Raw genomic sequence first — 17,837 nt, forward strand, 5'->3', positions numbered from 1 at the left:
CGATGCAAGCCGTGAGCGCGCGGTTTCGGGAAGCTCTCAGAGCTGCGTTTACTTTGCGAGGATGGGTGCGAGCCAGTCGGGCGGGGGAGGGGCGTCGGGGCTGTCGAGTTTTTCTTTCCATTCGGCATCGGTGAGGCGTTTGGTCGGCGCCCATTCCTCGTAATAAGAAAGCACCGCGCCGGTGCAGAGCAGCTCGCGTCCGCGCCAGGGATAAAGGACAAACAATGCCCGCGCGCGTCCGGTGGCGACGCCGAGGGATTCATCGACGTTTGGATCATGCGCGACCTCCGCCCAGCGCGGGGCGTTGTCGCGGGGGTTGTCGCCGGCTGCTGCGAGGTAGCCCATTGCGTTGGCGACTGTATAACCATATTCAATTAAAATGGAACGCTCGGAATTCGTGATCTCGATGTCACTGAGTTGTTTTGCAAGAATGGTTTCAATTTGGCGCGATAGAATGGCGAGGGTGTTCCAGCGTTCTGATAGGCTATCAGTGGTATCCTTATATTGAGGTTTCATTTCACCGCGTTCCATTTTGTCAGCATAAGTGCGGAGCAATGCGATGGCATGTTTGCAAGCTGTGCGCATTTCTTCCGATGTGGCAAATGCAGGACCTGATAATGCATCAACGAGTTTCTGGGTCTGTAGCTCCTTATCCATCCACATCAGCTGGCTTGCTTTGCGAAGAAGGGCCTCGTTCTTATGTGATTTCAAAATATCCAACCTGGCATCATCTTGGGTGAACCCGGACGTTTCGATTTCGTCCGCTGTTGCGCGGAGGTATTGCACGAATGCAATTACGGATGGCTCAAACACGGTTTCTGCATCAAGTAACGTGATTGTGCGTTCAACCAAACGCACATATTCACGCCAGAATGCGGGGTTGGGCTCGACAAAACCGGGCGGCGGTGGGGGGCATGCTCTATGCCACCGTAGGTTAATCCGAGTTTTGATTGTAGCACATATGTGTGCCGGATTTGCGCCCAACTGGCGAGTTGGGTTTGGCATGCTTTGATTTGCCAGGGAATGCTACTCATGAATGAGGGCGCCTCTTTGACGGGCGGAGCATTCAGAGTGCGAAGCACATCAATGTAATTGGCGTAAAGACTACGCGGCTGTCCGTCCTGTGGAAAGGTAAGGAGCCGGGCACGTTTATTTGTGGAAACCCATTTGCCAGTGTCGACTTGAGGCATTCGTTCATATGCGAAGGACGAGCCGAGAAATGCCGCGACAGTGAGGCCGTTGGGATGGATTTCGTCGGAGAGAAAAGCGGATAAAATTTCGGCGTCAGGGAGCGCGTGTGTAGGTATCACGCGAAAACGGATTTCGGAAAGGGGCGACGTATCTTTTGGGGATTTGTCCCGGATTTCATCGTTGATGGTGGTGTGCACTGAATTTTGACGGGCATTTGCGAGGAGGACTTCCCTCAACCGGGTGCACTTTTTAGATTTCTCCCGGGGACCCAAGACGGCGGCGCAGGCACGCAGGATATCCAAATTATTCACTATAATAGTGCGGTCTGCAATCGGGCCAAGGAAAGCGCTTAATCCAGTGAAACTGACTATGAAGTCGGGCAGGGTGGTCACGAATAGTGTTCTTGATGCAATGACCATGTGCGCCCACGCTTCGAGCTCGGCGTCGTTGGTTGCCCTCATGGGGATGAGTTGCAACCAGCGGACGGCACGGTGGTAGTCGGCGAGCGCGTCGTCGTCGGCATAGAAACTCACCGGCTTGCAGCGACGGTAGTCGATTCTGAAAAACCGATCATCTTCGCTGTAATCGAGCCATGGAGGGCATTCCATTTTGTCGGCAGTGCGTATGAGCGCGGCTTGACGTGTAATTTCGGGAATCAGTTTTTTTGAAAAATTATCCGTGGTCGCGGGAGTGCCGAGAATCACCATCGCGGGGCCGAGAATATGCTGGATAAGGTCGGGCGGATAGGTCGGCTTGTTGGAAGAGTGGGGTTTGCATGCATTGTAAAGGCCTTCCACGTCGCCGCGCAGGCGGGTGGCGCGGCGCAGTTCGAGTTCGCGGAACGAATCTTCGAATAGCGCGTGATAGGCGGCGAGGGCGGCGTCGCTGGTGATGAAACGAATGGATTCGGGCGCTTTGCCGAGTTTCAGATAGGGCTCGAAAATTTGGTTATAATCTGTTCTGCCGATGATGAGTTTGTCGCGCTGGAGTTGTTCGTGTTGCGCGGGGGTAAGTTCGTCGGCGGGAAGTTTGTCGCGCTGGGCGCTGGCGAAAGGTGAAATCGCGAATACGGCGGCGAGGGCAATCAGGGTTGGGCGAAGCATGGCGCGCAGTCTCCGATTTTCCCGCGGGCGAGGCAAGCCGTGAGCGCGCGGTTTCGGGCTGGGTTGCGCAATCGCGGGCTTGCGCCTTGGCGCGCGGATCGTCGTAGTGTGGGCATGACTCTTCAACGCACACCTCTTTACGACTTTCATGTGGCGCATGGCGGCCGCATGGTGGACTTCGCCGGTTGGGAAATGCCCGTCCAATACAAGAGCATTCTTGAGGAGCATAAAACCGTGCGCCGCGCCGCGGGTCTTTTTGATGTGAGCCACATGGGCGAATTCGATGTGAGCGGCGCGGACGCGTTTGCGTTTTTGCAGCGCCTCCTGACAAACGATCTTTCGAAAATGACGCCGGGGCGTATCGTGTATTCGCCGATGTGCTATCCGAGCGGCGGCGTTGTGGACGACCTGCTTGTTTACAAGCGCGGCGACGGGGATTATCTTCTCTGCGTCAACGCGGGCAATATCGCCAAGGACCTCGATTGGATCGGCGAGCAACTGGTTGCGTTGCGCAAGCCCGACGGGGCGCGTTATGACGTGACGGTCTCCAATCGTTCCGCTGACTACGCGCTGCTGGCGATTCAAGGCCCGCGCGCGCTTGAGATCGTGCAGTCGCTTGCGCCCGCCGCCGGACTTGGCGAGATCAAGTATTATCATTTTAAGGACGGCATCGAGGTTGCCGGAGTGCGGTGTCTTGTGAGTCGCACGGGATACACGGGCGAGGACGGTTTCGAGCTTTACCATGCGCCCGCCGACGCGCGCGCGCTGGCCGACGCGCTTTTCGCCGCGGGCGCGCCGCTCGGCATGGAGCTCGCCGGGCTTGGCGCGCGCGACAGCCTGCGGCTCGAGGCCGGATTCCCCCTCTACGGGCATGAGATCACGGCGGATATTTCCCCGCTCACCGCGGGGCTCGACTGGACGGTGAAGTTGAAAAAAGAAGGAGGCTTTGTCGGCAGCGAGCCGCTCGCGGCGGAGATGGAGTCGCGCGCCTCCACCGCGCCGCAAGCACAGGCGGCGTTGCGGAAGGTTGTGTTTTTCAAGACCGGCGACCGGCGCATCGTGCGCGCCGGGGCGCAGGTGCTCAATGGGGCGGGGGAGCAAATCGGCGAGGTGCTTTCGGGCACGCTTTCGCCGGTGCTCAACGAGGCCATCGGCTCGGCGATTGTTCCGGCGGCCGCGGCGCCGCATCCGTTGCTCACCGACATCCGCGGAACAAAAATCGCTTTGCAACTCGTCAAACCTCCATTTGTTCAACTAAAGAAATAAACAAACCATGAGCAACCTCCCCCAAGATATCAAATACACCGAGTCCCACGAATGGCTCAAAATTGACGCCGACGGCATCGCGACCATCGGCATCACCGACTATGCGCAAGGCAGCCTCGGCGACATCACGTATGTGCAACTACCCAAGGCCGGCGCCGCGTTCAAGGTTGGCGAGAGTTTTGGCGTTGTTGAATCCGTGAAGGCCGCGTCCGACCTTTACGCGCCGGTGGCCGGCACGGTTGTCGAGGTCAACGCCGCGCTCGACGCATCGCCCGACTTGGTGAACACGGCGCCGTTCACCGATGGATGGATGCTGAAGATCCGCATGGATTCACCCGCAAGCACCGCCGCGCTTCTCGACGCGGAGGCATACGCAAAACTGACCGCCTGACAAGGCGGTCCGCGACAAACCCGGAGCACATGATCCGTTCCCTCATATTCAGCGAAGGCAAGCTCGTGGGCCGCGACCTGGAGGTCGAGGCGCTCCGGCTTGTGCGCGCCGACAAGGGGCTTGTGATCTGGGTTGATCTTGAGGACCCGACGGACGATGAAACCAAGGCCATCCTCGAGGGCGTCTTCCAGTTTCACCCGCTCGCAATCGAGGACTGCGTGGCGCCCAGCTCGCTTCCAAAAATCGAGGATTACGACGACTACTTCTTCCTGGTCGCGCACTGCGTCGATCCCACGCGTATTGAAAAATTCAATACAACCGAGATCAATCTCTTCCTCGGGCGCGACTTCATGGTCACGTTTCACCGCGCCAGGATGCACGTCGTCCAGTCGGTGCTTGAGCGTTGCGCCCGTTTTATCGGCGGCGTGATCGCGCGCGGCCCGGACCGGCTCGCGCACCTTTTGCTCGACGCGCTCATCGACAACTTCAAGCCGGTCACGGACGAGTTGCGCAACGAGCTCGACCTGATCGAGGAGAACGTTCTCTCCGAGGAAACGGACGGACGGCGCGCCACGACCCTCATCCCCAAGCTCATCGAGGTGCGTTCGGAGATAAACCATTTGCGCCAGATTATCCGGCCGCTGCGCGAGGTTGTCGGGCGCCTGACGATGGGCGGCAGCAAAAACATACGCGCCGCCACGCTGCCTTATTTCCGCGACCTTCGAGACAACCTGATTCGCATTGATGAAACGGCCGCCACTTACGCCGACCAGCTGTTGATCTCGTTTGATCTCTACCTGAACAAATCGGACTTTCAGGCAAACGAAGGCATTAAGACGCTCACTGCCCTCACCGCGCTCACGCTCCCCGCGACGCTTGTCGGCACTTGGTATGGCATGAACTTTGAAAACATGCCCGAGCTGAAAACGCCGTTTGGCTATCCAATCGCAATCGGCGTCACCCTGGTGATTACCGCCGTGATTTGGTTTTGGTGCAAACGCCGCCGCTGGATATGACGCGCGCCGCGCGCTCTAATGAAAAATGGAGAATGTGGAATGATCACCTCGCTCGTATATCGCGGAAACAAATTCTCGGCGCTCAATCCCGCGCCGGAGACGCTTGCCGCGGTGCGCGAGGAGCCCGGCGCGCTTCTGTGGGTTGATCTCTCGAATCCGACCGACGAGGAGATCAAATTCATTCTCGACTCAACCTTCCACTTTCACCCGCTTGCGATCGAGGACTGCGTGAGCGACGCGCCCGTCCCCAAGGTCGAAATGTATGACGACTGCATGCACCTCGTCATGCACGCGGTCACTTGCGACGACGAGGAGCTTTTTAAGACGAACGAAATCGACCTGTTTGTGGGGAGGAACTTTCTCGTTTCCTACCATCGCGCCCCGCAGCCCGTGATCGAGTCCGTGCTCGAGCGCATGTCGAAGACCTCCTCCGCGCTGGTGCGCGGCCCGGATCGTTTTGCGCACACGATTCTCGACGGCATGGTTGACGGCTACAAACCGTTCCTTGAGACGCTTCGCCTTCAAGTCGAGGGGCTCGCGCAGCGCGTGATCCAGCGCATCGACGCCGAGGAGCTTTTCCCGCGCATCGTGGCGTTGCGCAAGCAACTCTCGCAATTGCGCCAGATCGTGCGCCCGCAGCGCGCCGTCGCGCTTGAGCTCGCGCAGGGCAAAAACAGATACATTCGCAACGTGATGCTGCCGTATATGCGCGACTTGGAGGAGGAACTCGGGCGCATCGAGACGCAGGCCGCGTCGCTTTCCGACCAGTTAATTTTGTCGTTCCGGATTTTTCTCAACAAAACCAACCACGAGGCGAACGCCGGCATTCGCGTGATGACCGCGATCACCGCGCTCACGTTTCCCACGATCCTCATCGGCGGCTGGTATGGCATGAATTTTCTCGACGACATGCCCGAGCTGAAAATGCGCTACGGTTATCTATGCGCGGCCGTGGCGGCGTTGCTGGGCACGGTTGGCGTATGGATTTTCATGCGCTGCAAGAAGTGGTTGTGAACGAGGCGAACCGCGGGGAAGCGCCTTGCGCGCAAGCGGTTTTTCGCATGCAAAACGCCCCCGAAACTCGTGTCTTTGCAAAACGCGCGGCCGATTACGTTTGCTTATAGGTGAAAATGACGTGCATCTTTTTTGAGGAAACGGAGTCAGACTCTGCAACCAACCCGCGCATCACATGAAAACGCCCAAACTTCTCGTTGTTCTGTGCCTCCTGTTAGCATGTCCACTCGCGGCGAATACCGTGCAAGTCGATGTGCCAAAGTTAACGCCGGCCGAAGTCGAGACGCTGGTCGGCCCCATCGCACTCTATCCCGACGCGTTAATCGGCGTCATATTGCCCGCGTCCACATACGCGACCGAAATCGTGCTTGCCGCGCGTTATTTCGAAAACGGCGGAACCCTGGATCAGGTCGAAAAACAATTTTGGGATGAAAGCGTGCGCACGCTCGCGCATTATCCCGAAGTGTTGAACTGGATGGATGAAAACCTCGAATGGACGCGGCAGCTCGGCGTGACCTTTGTCGCGCAATCCGAGGACGTGATGTCTGCGATTCAACGCCTTCGCGCGCGCGCCCATGCGCTCGGCAACCTGAAATCGACCTCGCAGCTCACCGTCATCAAGGAACCCAATTACATCCGCATCATCCCGACCGTGGCGGAGACAATCTACATACCGCGCTACGATCCCGATGTGATCTATGTGTCGCGTTATTATTGGGGTTTTGGCCCCGCCTGGTCGTGCGGCCCGTGGCTCCGATACGATTGCAACTGGGCGCTGGGCGGCGTATGGGTCGGCGCGTGGAGCCCGACCCATTTTCATCGTCCACCCTGGATTCACCACGCCGGACGGCCGCATCCGCCGCGCTATGTCCATCAGCACACATGGCGCCCGAAACCCGGGCATGGAATCGCGCACAACAGGCCGCCTCCGCACCGCCCCGGCCACGTCGAGCGCCCGCGCCGCGTCATCAGCGATCCGCACTTCAAGGATTCCGTCAAGCCATCCTCCGGAAAACGTCCGTCGCGGCATGCCGGCAATTACACGGAGCGCCGCCCGTCGTCCGGAAAAAAAGGCCCGCCTTCCGTAAACAAATCCGACGACCGCCGCCGTCCATCCCAGCCCAAGGCGGGCACGTCGACACGCCCGTCTTCAAAACAAAGGCCGGCCCGTGTCACCAACAATCGCGGCAGCTCGCGGACGGATCTCACCACAACAACAACCGCGCCTGAAAACACAGGCAGCACGCGCGTGACGCGCCAGCGCCGGCCCCGCAATACGGATGTGGACGGACGCCAGTCAACCCAGCCGCGCCAGTCTCGCGAAGTTTCGAGAACGCATGCGGACCGCGGCAACAGGGATGCCACGTCCTCGCGCAATTCCGGCGCCACGCGCAGGCCGTCGCCGCCACCGCAGCAGCAGACCGACACACCGCGCTCGTCGTCTTCTTCCTCATCCTCGTCTTCAAGATCGACGTCGTCCTCGAGCAGCAGTTCGGAGACGCAAAGCACCACCACCACGTCCAGCTCCAGCAGCAGAAACAGTTCGCGTAGCGACAACAGCAGCAGCCGGAGTTCGAGCAGTTCGGACCGCGGCTCGAGCCGTGGTTCCGAGGCAAGATCCTCATCGTCGTCATCCAGGTTTTCATCCTACCAACAGCGCTCCTCATCGGGCCCGTCGCAACGCAGCGCGCCGTCCCCGACGCCGCGTTCATCCGGGGGATCGAGTTCCCGCGGAGGCCGGCGGTAAAAAACAAAGACGTTTTTCCTGACGCAGTTTTTCAATTTGGAGCGGCGACTTGAAAATCGCCGTTCCGGCGCAAGCGCCCTGTTTGGGTATTGCCAAGATTAGGGATGCGCCATCCACGCCATGGTGCGCTTTTTTGGATTTGTCGCGAACGAGCGGCTCATCCATGAGTGTCGGATATCATGGAGTCGCACCCAAACACACGCTGGCTTGAGTGGAGCAAGCGGCTTCAAGCCATCGCCCAAACCGGACTCACTTTTACCCAGGATTTCTACGACATTGAACGCTACAAGGCGATTCGCCAGTTGGCCGCCGAGATGCTCGCCGAGGGTTCAGGCATGGAGCAGTCCGCCATACTTGGTTTGCTGGAGAACGAAACGGGTTACGCCACGCCCAAGGTGGATGTTCGAGGCGTTGTTTTTCGCGACGACAAATTGTTGCTGGTGCGCGAGCGTGAGGATGGCAAATGGACGCTGCCGGGAGGGTGGGCGGATGTCTGCGCGTCTCCGGCGGAGAATGTCGTGCGCGAGATTCATGAGGAGTCCGGGTTGCTGACCCGCGCGTTGAAAATTCTGGCGGTGTTTGATCGCGAAAAGCATGCGCACGAACCGCCGTATGCCTTTCACATTTATAAAATGTTCATGCTGTGCGCCATTGTGGGCGGAACGGAAACGGCCGGCGAGGAGACTGATTCGGTTGGTTTTTTTGGCGAACAGGAGATCCCTGAACTGTCAATCAGCCGGGTTACAACGGCGCAAATCGCCAGAATGTTTGAGCATCATCGCAATCCGGATTTGCCGGCGGATTTTGATCGGGACTGAAATGAGTGCGGCGCGTTCGAGGCGCGTCCGAATCTCATTGTCCGTCAACCGGAGCCACCTGCTCCGGCGGTGGCGACGCATGATGGCGCTGGGCTTGGTAGAGTTTTTTCTGTGCCTGGTTCACGACCATGCACACGCCGAAGATGATCACGATGATGGCGGCGATCATATTTAGCCTGCGCAGGAATCCGTGACCGAGCAGGCGCGACACCGTGTGCGCGCACATGCAAAGAAGCACCCACCAGCCCATTGAGGCGACGAAGATTCCCGAGACCAGCATCGCCGCGTGCATGTGGTTTGTGTCGGGGCCGCCCATGCCTGTCGCGGCGATGATCGTGGTCATACTGAACAGCGTGATGGGGTTCGACAAGGTGAGCACGCATGTCGAGAAGTAGGCGACAATCAGGTTGCGCTCATGCACGGGGCGCTTGACCTCCTTGATGCGCGGCGGAGTGCAAAGCAGGAAGATGCCCATCGAGATGACCACGCCGCCGCCGACGAACTGCACCGCGGTGTTGTGCGCGTCGAGAATCGGGAGTATCCACGAAAGAAAGAGCGCGCCGATCGCCCCGATGATGGCATCCGCCGTTGCCGCGCCGAAGCCCGACACGAGGCCGGCGAGCCGGCCGTCCGCCATCGTGCGGCGCAGGATTAAAATCGCGATGGGCCCGATCGCCACGCACACCGCAATGCCGGCTCCCAAACCTTGGGCGAAAGGTGTCAGGTCCATCATGGCGCCGGTTACAATAAAAACAGGCCAGCAGTGTGTTTTCTGTTGGCCTGCGGAACTAGGGAGTGCTGGGTCGTGTTACTTGGCATCCACGTAGCGTGAGATGGCGGTAACGGTGTAGGTTTCCTCGGCGTTGCCGATTTTTACGGTGATGGTGTCGCCAACTTTTTTGGAAAGAAGGGCAAGGCCGAGCGGCGTTTTGTAGGCAATGATGTTTTGCTCGGGGATGCTGTCCCATGCGCCGAGGATCGTGTAGCTCGCATTTTTGCCGGAGGCAGTCTTGACGTCCACGACGCTGCCGACGCTGACCTGGTCGGTGGTGGCCTCGGTGAAGTCGGTGATGCGCGCGCGGCCGATTTCCTTTTCGAGCTGCGCCTTCTGGGCCATGAGCACCTGCTGGTCCTGCTTGGCCATTTTGTATTCGGAGTTTTCCTTGAGATCGCCGTGCTCGCGGGCGGCGGCGATGGCGCGGGAGTTTTCCGGAATCTTCTTCGATTTGATGGTTTCGTATTCCTCGCGCTTGCGCTCGTAGCTTTCGCGGGAAACGAGGAGCTGCTCCTCCTTGCTTTCGGCATCGCTGGCGACGAGCGACTGGATGGCCGGGAAGATTTTGATGAAACGGGCGAGGAGCGACTTCTTGGTGAGCTCCTCGAAACCTTGGTTGAGGAGAAGCGCGCTGGCGAGGTCTCGGGCGGTTTCGGGGTCGGCCTCGCGGAGGAGATCGCCGATGAGCTCAAGGTCGTCGCTGAGCATTTCCGCCAGCGGAATGCGGCGGGCTGACGCGGCTTGAAGCGCCTCGTAATCGATCGCGTAGAAAATGGAGCTCAGGAGGCGGGGAGCGATGAGGTCCTGAAGGAGCTTGGCAAATTTCTTCGAGTTGCGGTTCTTGATGATCCATTGGAGAACCGGCGCGCGAAGGTTTTGCTCGGTCTGCCAGCGCTTGAGCGTCTCGGCGAGTTTTTGCGACTGCTCGTTCTCCACAAGGAAGTTGATGCATTCGGTGGTGAACTTGCCCTGGCTGTTTTTGAGGAGGCCGAAGGTGATTTCAATGTAATCGCCCGGATGGGTTTCCTTGACGAGGTCGAGGAACTTGCCCTGGAACTGGACGGGGATTTTTTCGGCGATGGAGCCGAGTTCGCGCTGGTTTGCAACGAGCGCGCCTTGCGAGGGTTCAAGCGTGGTCACGTCGACACCGGCATGGCGTGCGAGCGAGTCGCGGATGTGCGCGCCGTAGAGTTTTTGCGCGGAGTCAAGCTGGTTGCTGCTTTTTACGGCCTCGGTGACCGCGTCGAGAACCTTGCTGACATCCTTCTTGGTGTTTTTGGAGGCGGTAAGCGTGTGCAGGAGTTCCTCGGCGAGCGCGATGCGGCGGCGGGCGGAACGGGTGGCGTTAAAATCGTCCTCAATCTCATCCTCGGCGGCGATGGGCACCTCGCGAAGAATGTAGCACTCGGTTTTTTTCTCGGGAATGACGATGCGCGGGTCGCGGGCGATGGCTTTTTTGGCGGCGGTCCACCATTTTTTAAACGCGGGCTGGCCGACGACTTGCGCGAGGGTGAGCTCGAGGTCGATGGCGGTCGTGGCGTGGTTGGGGTAGGATTTCAGCGCCTCGACAATAAGCTCCGCGGGCGCCTCGGTGATAAGTTTGTTGATCGTGGCGGCTTCCGTCTGTTTGCGAACGAGGAGGTGTTTCTCGTTAAGCACCTGCATGGTGTTCACGCAAAAGGCGGGGTCCATGGAGTGGCCTTTTTTCTCAAGGAAATCGATGATGAGGCGTTGCGAGCCCTCGTTGTAGGACTTGATCTGGCCGAAACCCCAGCTGTTGTGGATAACGTAGCTGCCGGCTTTCATGGCCTCGAGCTTGGCTTTGGACGCTTTGAGCGTGGGATTTTTTGCGATGAGCGCGTTGACAGCTTCCGAATTCATAATGGTCAGTTCAGTTTTGAGAATCTGAGAGTCAAACGCTACTGCGGCGCACATGTCAACCCAGCGGCTCCAGTTCGTGAAATTTGGACGAGTTCTTGAGTTTTTTGTTTTTCAAACCCGTCGTTTTTTGACATTAGAGCGCGCGCCGTCCGGAGAAACAATGCGGGGAAAAGCGGGAATGCGTTCGGCAACACCTCATGGCGTTCGCCCGATATTGGCCAGGCTTCGGTCAACATCGCGCTCCCATTCGGTTATCTCGCGGGTTAGCCGTTCCACAATCGCCGGCTCGGTTTTTGCCAGATTGCGAGTTTCCCCCGGGTCTTGGTCCAGCCTGAACAGCGCGGGCGCATTTTCCTTGGAAAGGTGGAGCTTCCACGGTCCGGAACGCACGGCCCGCCGTCCGCGGAAACGCCAGAAAACCGACCGTTCGGGCAATGCATCTTCTTTTTGCAAGTGTTTCACCAAGCTGACTCCATCAGGATGCAGGACCTTGGTTTCGGGCAGAGGCACACCCGCGAGCTCCAGCGCAGTCGGGACAATGTCCATGGTCATCGCCACTGCCGCACTCGTCCGGCCGGCGGGGATTTGTCCGGGCCAGCGGGCGATTGCAGGCACCCGATGCCCGCCTTCGAAAAGGGACATTTTGCCGCCTTGATATGCTCCATGGTTGGAAATCTCCCCGCGATACCGCCCTTGATACTCAAGGTAACCGCCATTGTCGGAGGTAAAAATCACCAGCGTGTCACCTTCCAGTCCCAGCTGTCGCAGGGGGTCCAGTATTCGTCCGGTGCTGCGGTCCACATCGCCAATCATCTCCTGCACGACTTCGCGCAACTCCGGCCCGCCCACATGCGGCCCGAGCCGACTGTCGGCGGGATTGGTTATGCCGTAATAGCCTTTGCCCAGCTTGCGATGGGGCTCGTCGCTGGAGCGCATCCAGGGAAAATGGATGGCCGCGTGCGAAACAAAGAGAAAAAACGGACGGGCCTTGTTCCGTTGGATGAATTGAATGGAATAGTCGGTGATGAGGCGCGTGGTGTTGCCGGGCTGCTTCTCCGGCTTCAGCACTTCGTTTTCCCACCAATCGGGGAGGCCCGCGCGATTGATTTGGGCCGAGTAATCGCCTTCGCTGCAAATGAGCCCGCGGAATTCACCGAACCCGAAACGCACCGGATTCTCGTCGGGATGATGTCCGAGATGCCATTTGCCAAACAGTCCTGTCTCATACCCGGCCGCGCGCAAATGCTGCGCCAGCGTGACTGTCTTCGCGGGCAACCCATGCCGCTCCGCTGGAAATTCCATGATCGGCAATGCGGACTCAATGCCAACGCGCTGGGGATAGCGTCCCGTGAGAAATGCCGCGCGAGTCGGCGAGCACATCGGGCCGTTGGCATGAAAGTCGGTGAAACGCATTCCCTCGCGGGCCATTTTATCCAGGCGCGGTGTCGGCTTGCCGGGGTTTCCGTAGCAGCCGAGGTCGGCATAACCCAAGTCGTCCGCCAATATCACCACAATATTGGGCGGACGTTTGAGGGCAGGCGGGGAAGCGGCGCCGGCGGCCGAGGCGGCGCTTCCCGCCAATCCGGCGAGCGAGGCAATAATCAATCGGCGGCGGTGCGTCATTTGTTAATTTAGAAACGCCCGCTGATGCCCATGTTCAGGCGCGCTCCATAGACTTCGGTGACATAAGTGCGGGAGCGATCCCCCACATACCAATCGGGCGAATGATTAAAGGCATTCAGGTAATCCACAAAAAAGTTGAGCCTCGAGTTGAGCCGGTATTGGACGTTGAAATCCCAGGTCGGGTCGTCCGTCTTGTAGGTGCCTGCTGTTGCCGCCGCCGAGAAGCGGAAATAATAACTGCCCTTGAAGTGATGGGTGGCACGGAGTGTGAGCTTGCCGATTTTATATACAATTCCGGCATTATAGGTGGTGGGCACAAATTCGACCAGCGGACTTTCCTCGCCCGCGGCATTGGTGCCCGAAGTGTTGAGCCGGGTGTAGTTGGCCCAGAGTGTCAGGCCCTTGAACGGCTTCGGAAGGAAGTGAAGCGATTGATTATAATTAAGCTCCAGGCCGTCGATGCGCGCGTCTCCCATGTTGTCCCTGGTGGTGAAGGTAAAGCCCTCATAGCGTCCGTCGAACCCGTTGCCCGGACCTTCCCCGATGATGCGATGGGTCGTGGCGATGAAATCGGTAATGTCCTTGCGAAAAACACCGGCGGAAATAACGCCGGCCGGCTCCAGGTAATACTCAATGCTAAGGTCGTAGTTTTTGCTGTATTGCGGCTTCAGACTTGGATTCGAGGAAACCACGGTGCCGTCATCATCGACCCCGCCCCGGTAGGTCACGGTTGTGTAGGGAATCAATTCCTTGATTTCCGGACGTCCGCACGAGGTCGAGTAACTGGCGCGCAGCACGAAATTGCGCACCACATTGTAGGTGACATGCACGCTCGGGAAAACCTTGGAGTAGCTTCCCCTTCGCTCAATTGTTGTTTGGTCGGGATTGTATGGATCGGAAAGCGAGCCCCGCGCCTTCACGCGCGTTTCCTCGGCGCGCACTCCGGCCAGAATGGTAAGCGGTCCGATACTTGAAGTGGCCTGAATGTATCCGGCGTTAACCAGTTCCCGCGATTCGCCGGGAATCGCCTTTTTTGAAACCGTGGTGCCGTTTTCGGAAAACTGCTCCGGATGTGTCTTGAAGTGGCTCCGAAACCGATCGAAATCGAGTTGATCCATTCCCTCGTAATGCCCGTCAAAAAGGCCGTAGCTTTTCGAGCCTTTCAGAAAACCGGACAGGTTGTCGTCATTGATGCTGGTGTCGGGATTGACGCCCTGCACTCCGTCAACGCCGACGTAATACCATTTTGGCCGATAGGTGTTGAGCATCCAGCGGGTTTGGTGGCGCATGTCGAAACCGCTCTTTAGTTTCACCGGATTATTAAATACACGCAGTGTTTTTTCCGCATCAATGCGATAGTTTGTGATGTCGTCCTTGGTGCGGTCGGGTTGCTCAATCCACTCGGCCTTGTATAAATTAAAATTGCTGCCGTATGCGATGGAGGGACCTATGGTTTGCGTATACTTGGGGCGGTCGCGGTCTGTTGTGTCGATCGCCATGCCGATGCCGGGCAACGTTGCGTTAAGGGCAAGGTAATTGTTGGTTGCCCGCCCGGGATTGTAGGAAAACTCAGTGGTCACAAGACCATCCGTGAATTTTTTCTCACCGCCAAGGGCCGCCTTGAATGTTCTTTGGTAACGCCGCTCTTCCGCCGCGCACGATGTGAAGGTGGCGTTTAACAATTCCGTGAAGGTCCCGGTGTATCCGGGGGCGATGCCGGCTGTCTGATTACTCGCGGTCCGAGGGGTTTTTCCTGCTTCAATGTCGGCGCGACTGACTTTGTTATAATCGGCAACCCGGCGGCTGCCGGTTGCGTTTGTGTTAAAGCTCAGGCGTTCAGTATGGAAATTATAATAGGTTCCGGCGAGCTTCACCCAAGTGCGCAGCGTTTTGTTGAAACGGTATTCAAAGTTGGCGCTTATGCCGCCGCGTCTCCTCGTGTTGGTGTCGTCAAGATAGCGCGCGCGACTGTTGATGGGCTGGCCTTTCACGAGATACGCGCCTTGCACACGGTCGCGATGGCTCACCGTCTCGGTATAGCTCGCCGAAAAGGCGATACCGAGCCGCCTGCCGAAAAAGGTGTCCATATAGCTGATCGCGGCAGTCGGCGTAACCGGTGTGCTGGAGCGATAGGTGTTGAGGTTCGCGCCCGCGCGATAATCGATGACCCGGTTGCGATAATCGAAGGCGGATTTTGTCACGAGATTCACCGAGCCGCCCAATGAGTCCGCGGGCATGTCGGGACGGTTTCCTTTTGTGATTTCAATTTCCTTGATTGAGTCCGAGGGAATCTGGTCGACAAGCATCGCGCGGTCGCCTTGTGGCATCACACCGATGGTCGGCGAGGATGAGCGCGTGCCGTCAAGTGTCACCGAATTCATATCTGGAGGCGTGCCGCGCACACTGACGCCAATGACATCGCCCGCTTCGATATTTACCGCGAGGCCGGGTAGGTTTTGGAGGAAATTTCCCACATTGCCGTCGGCCACATTTCCGTAGGCATCCATTGAAATCACGCTGACGACATTCTCCGCGTTGCGCTGCCGTGTGATTGACGCCGCGTTTCCCTCGCGCTCGCCGGTGACGACGATTTTTTCCAAGCGCACAATCTCGTCCGCGTCCTTTAGCTCGATTGGCAAATCCACCATCGCCCCCGCAGTCACATTAACCGTCTTCGACCAAGGCATGAGGCCCGTGTAATAAACCTCGATCACGTGCGTGCCCTCGGGAATCCGATAAAATGAAAACTCTCCCTCTCGCGAGGTTGTGGTTCGCAGATTCAGCGCCCGGACGCTGACTGTCGCGCCCTCAAGATACGCGCCGGTCGCCTCGTTGGAAACTCGGCCCGTCATGGTGCCACTGCCCGAGCCGGCCGGCTGTGCCGGGATGCGCGGCAGTAGAACAAATAATATTGCAAAAAGAGTCAGCGCCGCGCGGGCCGCGGACAAAGAGAATATAGACGGTATTGGCGACTGTGGGTGCGGGGATTTCATGGTAAGAATCGGGTTTTGGGAGGGGGATTTGATTGCCGGGCGTTGAATCGATTTGCCTAGTTCGGTAATTACGCTTGTTTTTATCCAGCATTTGATTTTTATTTTCAAGCAGTGACAAACGTCCGAATATAGAATGCCCAGCCCCGCATATATTATTGTTTGATTTCGCATATTTTTAAAAACTATAAGGCGAAAATATTTTACAGTTATGACAGACGACGAACTTCGCAGACTCTCATCGCTCCGATCCCTGATCGAGGGCTTCGGCTCGCGCTGTGCCGCGGTGCAACTGGCGGGCAAGCACGAGCAGATCGACGCATTGCATGAAATTGCGAAACGCCTGAACAAGGCGGCGCGCAAGCGTGATTACGAGGGCTTCCGCAATGCGGACGCGCAATTGCACGAAACAATAATGGAGGCAGCCGGCGTTCCCTTTTTGCGCGAAGTCTGGAAAATTGTGTGGAACGGGCTCTCCGAATTTCACGAGCGCGGCTTCAAGGAATATGTCACCGACCCGCGCACGCTCATTGGCGAACATGAGTATTTGCTCGAAACAATCGCCCGCAGCGATGCCGCCGCCGCCGAGGATGCGGCGCGCTGCCATGCCGAGGCCAACTGGGCGCGGTTGGCGGCGCGCAAGCAAAAAACCAGCAAGGGCACCGAGCCGTTTCATTTCGCGGAGGCGCACATAGCCGCGCATTTGCATTGCCCGCTGCGCTTGGAGGAGGTTGCGGCAAAAATCGCCTTCACCAGCCCGGGAAATCTCTCCCGTTTGTTCAGGCAGCATTACGGTCTCAGCTTCAAGGCGCATTTGCAAAAATTGCGCATGGCAAAAGCAGCGGAACTGCTTGCATCGACCGGCCTTCCGGTCGCGACAATCGCCCGGCGCGTGGGATATCGTGATGTGTCGCGTTTCGCGCAGCATTTCCGCAGGCATTATAAAATGCTGCCCCGGGAATGGCGAAGCACGACGGCGGACGGGCGCGCGCAAGGAAACACGGTATTCTGATCACCCAGGCGCGATTGTGACTGGACCGGAGGGTAGGGCGGTTGCCAGACTGTCGCAATTCGCGGCGCCCGCAGGGCCGCTTATTATTCGCTCAACGCGGGATGAATTTCTGCACACGCCAGTTTACTATCTCGGCGATGTATATATTTCCGCTTGGAGCCACGGCGATCTGGTGCGCATAACCGAATTCTCCCGGCATTTTTCCAGGAACCCCGAATGTGCCTTCGAGTTTGCCGTCGAGTGTCAATTTCACAACGCGGTTGGCGTGTCCGTCGCACATGAAGAGGTAATCGTCGGGAGTTATGCACATGCCCCACGGCGAGCCGTATTGATCCCATTGTGTTATATATTCGCCTTCGCGTGTGAAAACTTGAATGCGATAGTTTTCGCGGTCGCCTATATAAACGCGCCCCGTGCGATCCACCACGACGGAATGCGGCATGTCGAACTCGCCGGGGCCGGTTCCCTTGCGGCCCCACGCATTTATGAAGCGCCCCTCTTTTGTATAACGCACCACGCGCGAGTTTCCGTAACCATCGGTCACGTAGATGTCGCCGTGCGGACCAAATCCGACATCGGTGGGCTGGTTGAAATTTTCCTCGGTTTCACCGGGGGTTTGCTTGCGCCCGAGCACCATGCGAACTTGGCCGGCGGGATCAATTTTAACAATCATGTGGCCGCCGCCATCGACCGCCCAGATGTTGCCCTCGGGGTCAAGTTTGACACTGTGCGGCCAGACAAACATGCGGTTGCCCCACGCGCGTCGCAAAGTGCCGTCGGGCGCAAACTCCATGAGGGGATTTTCCCCGCGGTGAAAAACATAAGCGTGCTCGCGGGAGTCGACGGCGATCCCCGGGGTTTCCTCGAAAGTGGTGTTGTCGGGAAGTCTTGGCCACAACGGATCCGGTTTATAATTCAGGCGGGGCCATTTGCTGCCGTCGACGATTCGCGCGTTTTGATAAATTTGACCAATTGCTGTTGTCGTTTCGCTCATGATAAATTTTATAATA

The 17,837-nt window shown here is 58.0% G+C and carries 14 protein-coding genes; 7 read left to right on the forward strand and 7 right to left on the reverse strand.

The features are described from left to right. Positions 1-48 precede the first annotated feature (48 nt). Together CKA38_RS12400 and CKA38_RS12405 are read right to left on the reverse strand one after the other, a co-directional pair. Complete coding sequence (locus CKA38_RS12400) at positions 49-786, reverse strand: DUF3160 domain-containing protein (RefSeq protein WP_161554890.1); 738 nt, start codon at positions 784-786, stop codon at positions 49-51. An 8-nt stretch (positions 787-794) separates the two neighbouring features. Next, on the reverse strand, positions 795-2,294 hold the full coding sequence (locus tag CKA38_RS12405; protein ID WP_161554891.1) for a DUF3160 domain-containing protein: 1,500 nt from the start codon (positions 2,292-2,294) through the stop codon (positions 795-797). Positions 2,295-2,408: 114 nt separating this feature from the next. Between CKA38_RS12405 and gcvT the strand changes: the two genes are divergently transcribed. From gcvT to CKA38_RS12435, 6 genes are all read left to right on the forward strand, one after another. Then, positions 2,409-3,560: a glycine cleavage system aminomethyltransferase GcvT gene (gcvT, locus tag CKA38_RS12410; RefSeq protein WP_108825757.1), complete on the forward strand. Its 1,152-nt coding sequence runs from the start codon at positions 2,409-2,411 to the stop codon at positions 3,558-3,560. 7 nt (positions 3,561-3,567) lie between these two features. Continuing rightward, positions 3,568-3,951 carry a glycine cleavage system protein GcvH gene (gene gcvH / locus CKA38_RS12415; RefSeq protein ID WP_108825758.1) on the forward strand — a complete coding sequence of 128 codons (384 nt, stop codon included), beginning with the start codon at positions 3,568-3,570 and terminating at the stop codon, positions 3,949-3,951. Positions 3,952-3,980: 29 nt separating this feature from the next. Next, positions 3,981-4,967, forward strand: a complete 987-nt coding sequence (gene corA / locus CKA38_RS12420) for a magnesium/cobalt transporter CorA (RefSeq protein ID WP_108825759.1) — start codon at positions 3,981-3,983, stop codon at positions 4,965-4,967. 39 nt (positions 4,968-5,006) lie between these two features. Further along, entirely contained in the window at positions 5,007-5,981 is a 975-nt protein-coding gene (locus tag CKA38_RS12425; RefSeq protein ID WP_161554892.1) for a magnesium transporter CorA family protein, read from the forward strand. Positions 5,982-6,156: 175 nt separating this feature from the next. After that, positions 6,157-7,728 carry a DUF3300 domain-containing protein gene (locus tag CKA38_RS12430; protein ID WP_108825761.1) on the forward strand — a complete coding sequence of 524 codons (1,572 nt, stop codon included), beginning with the start codon at positions 6,157-6,159 and terminating at the stop codon, positions 7,726-7,728. A 179-nt stretch (positions 7,729-7,907) separates the two neighbouring features. After that, positions 7,908-8,546 carry an NUDIX hydrolase gene (locus CKA38_RS12435; RefSeq protein ID WP_108826582.1) on the forward strand — a complete coding sequence of 213 codons (639 nt, stop codon included), beginning with the start codon at positions 7,908-7,910 and terminating at the stop codon, positions 8,544-8,546. Between the two features lie 34 nt (positions 8,547-8,580). Here CKA38_RS12435 and CKA38_RS12440 read toward each other — a convergent pair whose 3' ends face one another. The 4 genes from CKA38_RS12440 to CKA38_RS12455 form a co-directional block, all read right to left on the reverse strand. Next, a complete protein-coding gene (locus CKA38_RS12440; protein ID WP_108825762.1) occupies positions 8,581-9,279 on the reverse strand; it encodes a LysE family translocator in 699 nt (232 codons plus the stop codon). Between the two features lie 75 nt (positions 9,280-9,354). Beyond that, positions 9,355-11,202, reverse strand: a complete 1,848-nt coding sequence (greA, locus tag CKA38_RS12445) for a transcription elongation factor GreA (protein ID WP_108825763.1) — start codon at positions 11,200-11,202, stop codon at positions 9,355-9,357. Between the two features lie 195 nt (positions 11,203-11,397). Then, positions 11,398-12,825, reverse strand: a complete 1,428-nt coding sequence (locus tag CKA38_RS12450; RefSeq protein WP_108825764.1) for a sulfatase-like hydrolase/transferase — start codon at positions 12,823-12,825, stop codon at positions 11,398-11,400. Between the two features lie 8 nt (positions 12,826-12,833). After that, on the reverse strand, positions 12,834-15,677 hold the full coding sequence (locus CKA38_RS12455; RefSeq protein WP_161554893.1) for a TonB-dependent receptor: 2,844 nt from the start codon (positions 15,675-15,677) through the stop codon (positions 12,834-12,836). Positions 15,678-16,026: 349 nt separating this feature from the next. On the opposite strand from CKA38_RS12455, the gene CKA38_RS12460 reads away from it, so the two are divergent. Next, a complete protein-coding gene (locus tag CKA38_RS12460) occupies positions 16,027-16,827 on the forward strand; it encodes a helix-turn-helix domain-containing protein (protein WP_108825766.1) in 801 nt (266 codons plus the stop codon). 91 nt (positions 16,828-16,918) lie between these two features. Here the strand turns inward: CKA38_RS12460 and CKA38_RS12465 are convergent, their stop codons facing one another. Then, positions 16,919-17,821, reverse strand: a complete 903-nt coding sequence (locus CKA38_RS12465) for a peptidyl-alpha-hydroxyglycine alpha-amidating lyase family protein (RefSeq protein WP_108825767.1) — start codon at positions 17,819-17,821, stop codon at positions 16,919-16,921. Positions 17,822-17,837 lie beyond the last annotated feature (16 nt).

Source organism: Ereboglobus luteus (assembly GCF_003096195.1).
GTDB classification, from domain to species: Bacteria; Verrucomicrobiota; Verrucomicrobiia; order Opitutales; family Opitutaceae; genus Ereboglobus; species Ereboglobus luteus.

Coding starts and splice junctions, on each gene's coding strand:
- CKA38_RS12405 (WP_161554891.1), bottom strand. CDS start 2,294: ATGCTTCGCCCAACCCTGATTGCCCTCGCCGCCGTATTCGCGATTTCA.
- gcvT (WP_108825757.1), top strand. CDS start 2,409: ATGACTCTTCAACGCACACCTCTTTACGACTTTCATGTGGCGCATGGC.
- gcvH (WP_108825758.1), top strand. CDS start 3,568: ATGAGCAACCTCCCCCAAGATATCAAATACACCGAGTCCCACGAATGG.
- corA (WP_108825759.1), top strand. CDS start 3,981: ATGATCCGTTCCCTCATATTCAGCGAAGGCAAGCTCGTGGGCCGCGAC.
- CKA38_RS12425 (WP_161554892.1), top strand. CDS start 5,007: ATGATCACCTCGCTCGTATATCGCGGAAACAAATTCTCGGCGCTCAAT.
- CKA38_RS12430 (WP_108825761.1), top strand. CDS start 6,157: ATGAAAACGCCCAAACTTCTCGTTGTTCTGTGCCTCCTGTTAGCATGT.
- CKA38_RS12435 (WP_108826582.1), top strand. CDS start 7,908: ATGGAGTCGCACCCAAACACACGCTGGCTTGAGTGGAGCAAGCGGCTT.
- CKA38_RS12440 (WP_108825762.1), bottom strand. CDS start 9,279: ATGATGGACCTGACACCTTTCGCCCAAGGTTTGGGAGCCGGCATTGCG.
- greA (WP_108825763.1), bottom strand. CDS start 11,202: ATGAATTCGGAAGCTGTCAACGCGCTCATCGCAAAAAATCCCACGCTC.
- CKA38_RS12450 (WP_108825764.1), bottom strand. CDS start 12,825: ATGACGCACCGCCGCCGATTGATTATTGCCTCGCTCGCCGGATTGGCG.
- CKA38_RS12455 (WP_161554893.1), bottom strand. CDS start 15,677: ATGACGGGCCGAGTTTCCAACGAGGCGACCGGCGCGTATCTTGAGGGC.
- CKA38_RS12460 (WP_108825766.1), top strand. CDS start 16,027: ATGACAGACGACGAACTTCGCAGACTCTCATCGCTCCGATCCCTGATC.
- CKA38_RS12465 (WP_108825767.1), bottom strand. CDS start 17,821: ATGAGCGAAACGACAACAGCAATTGGTCAAATTTATCAAAACGCGCGA.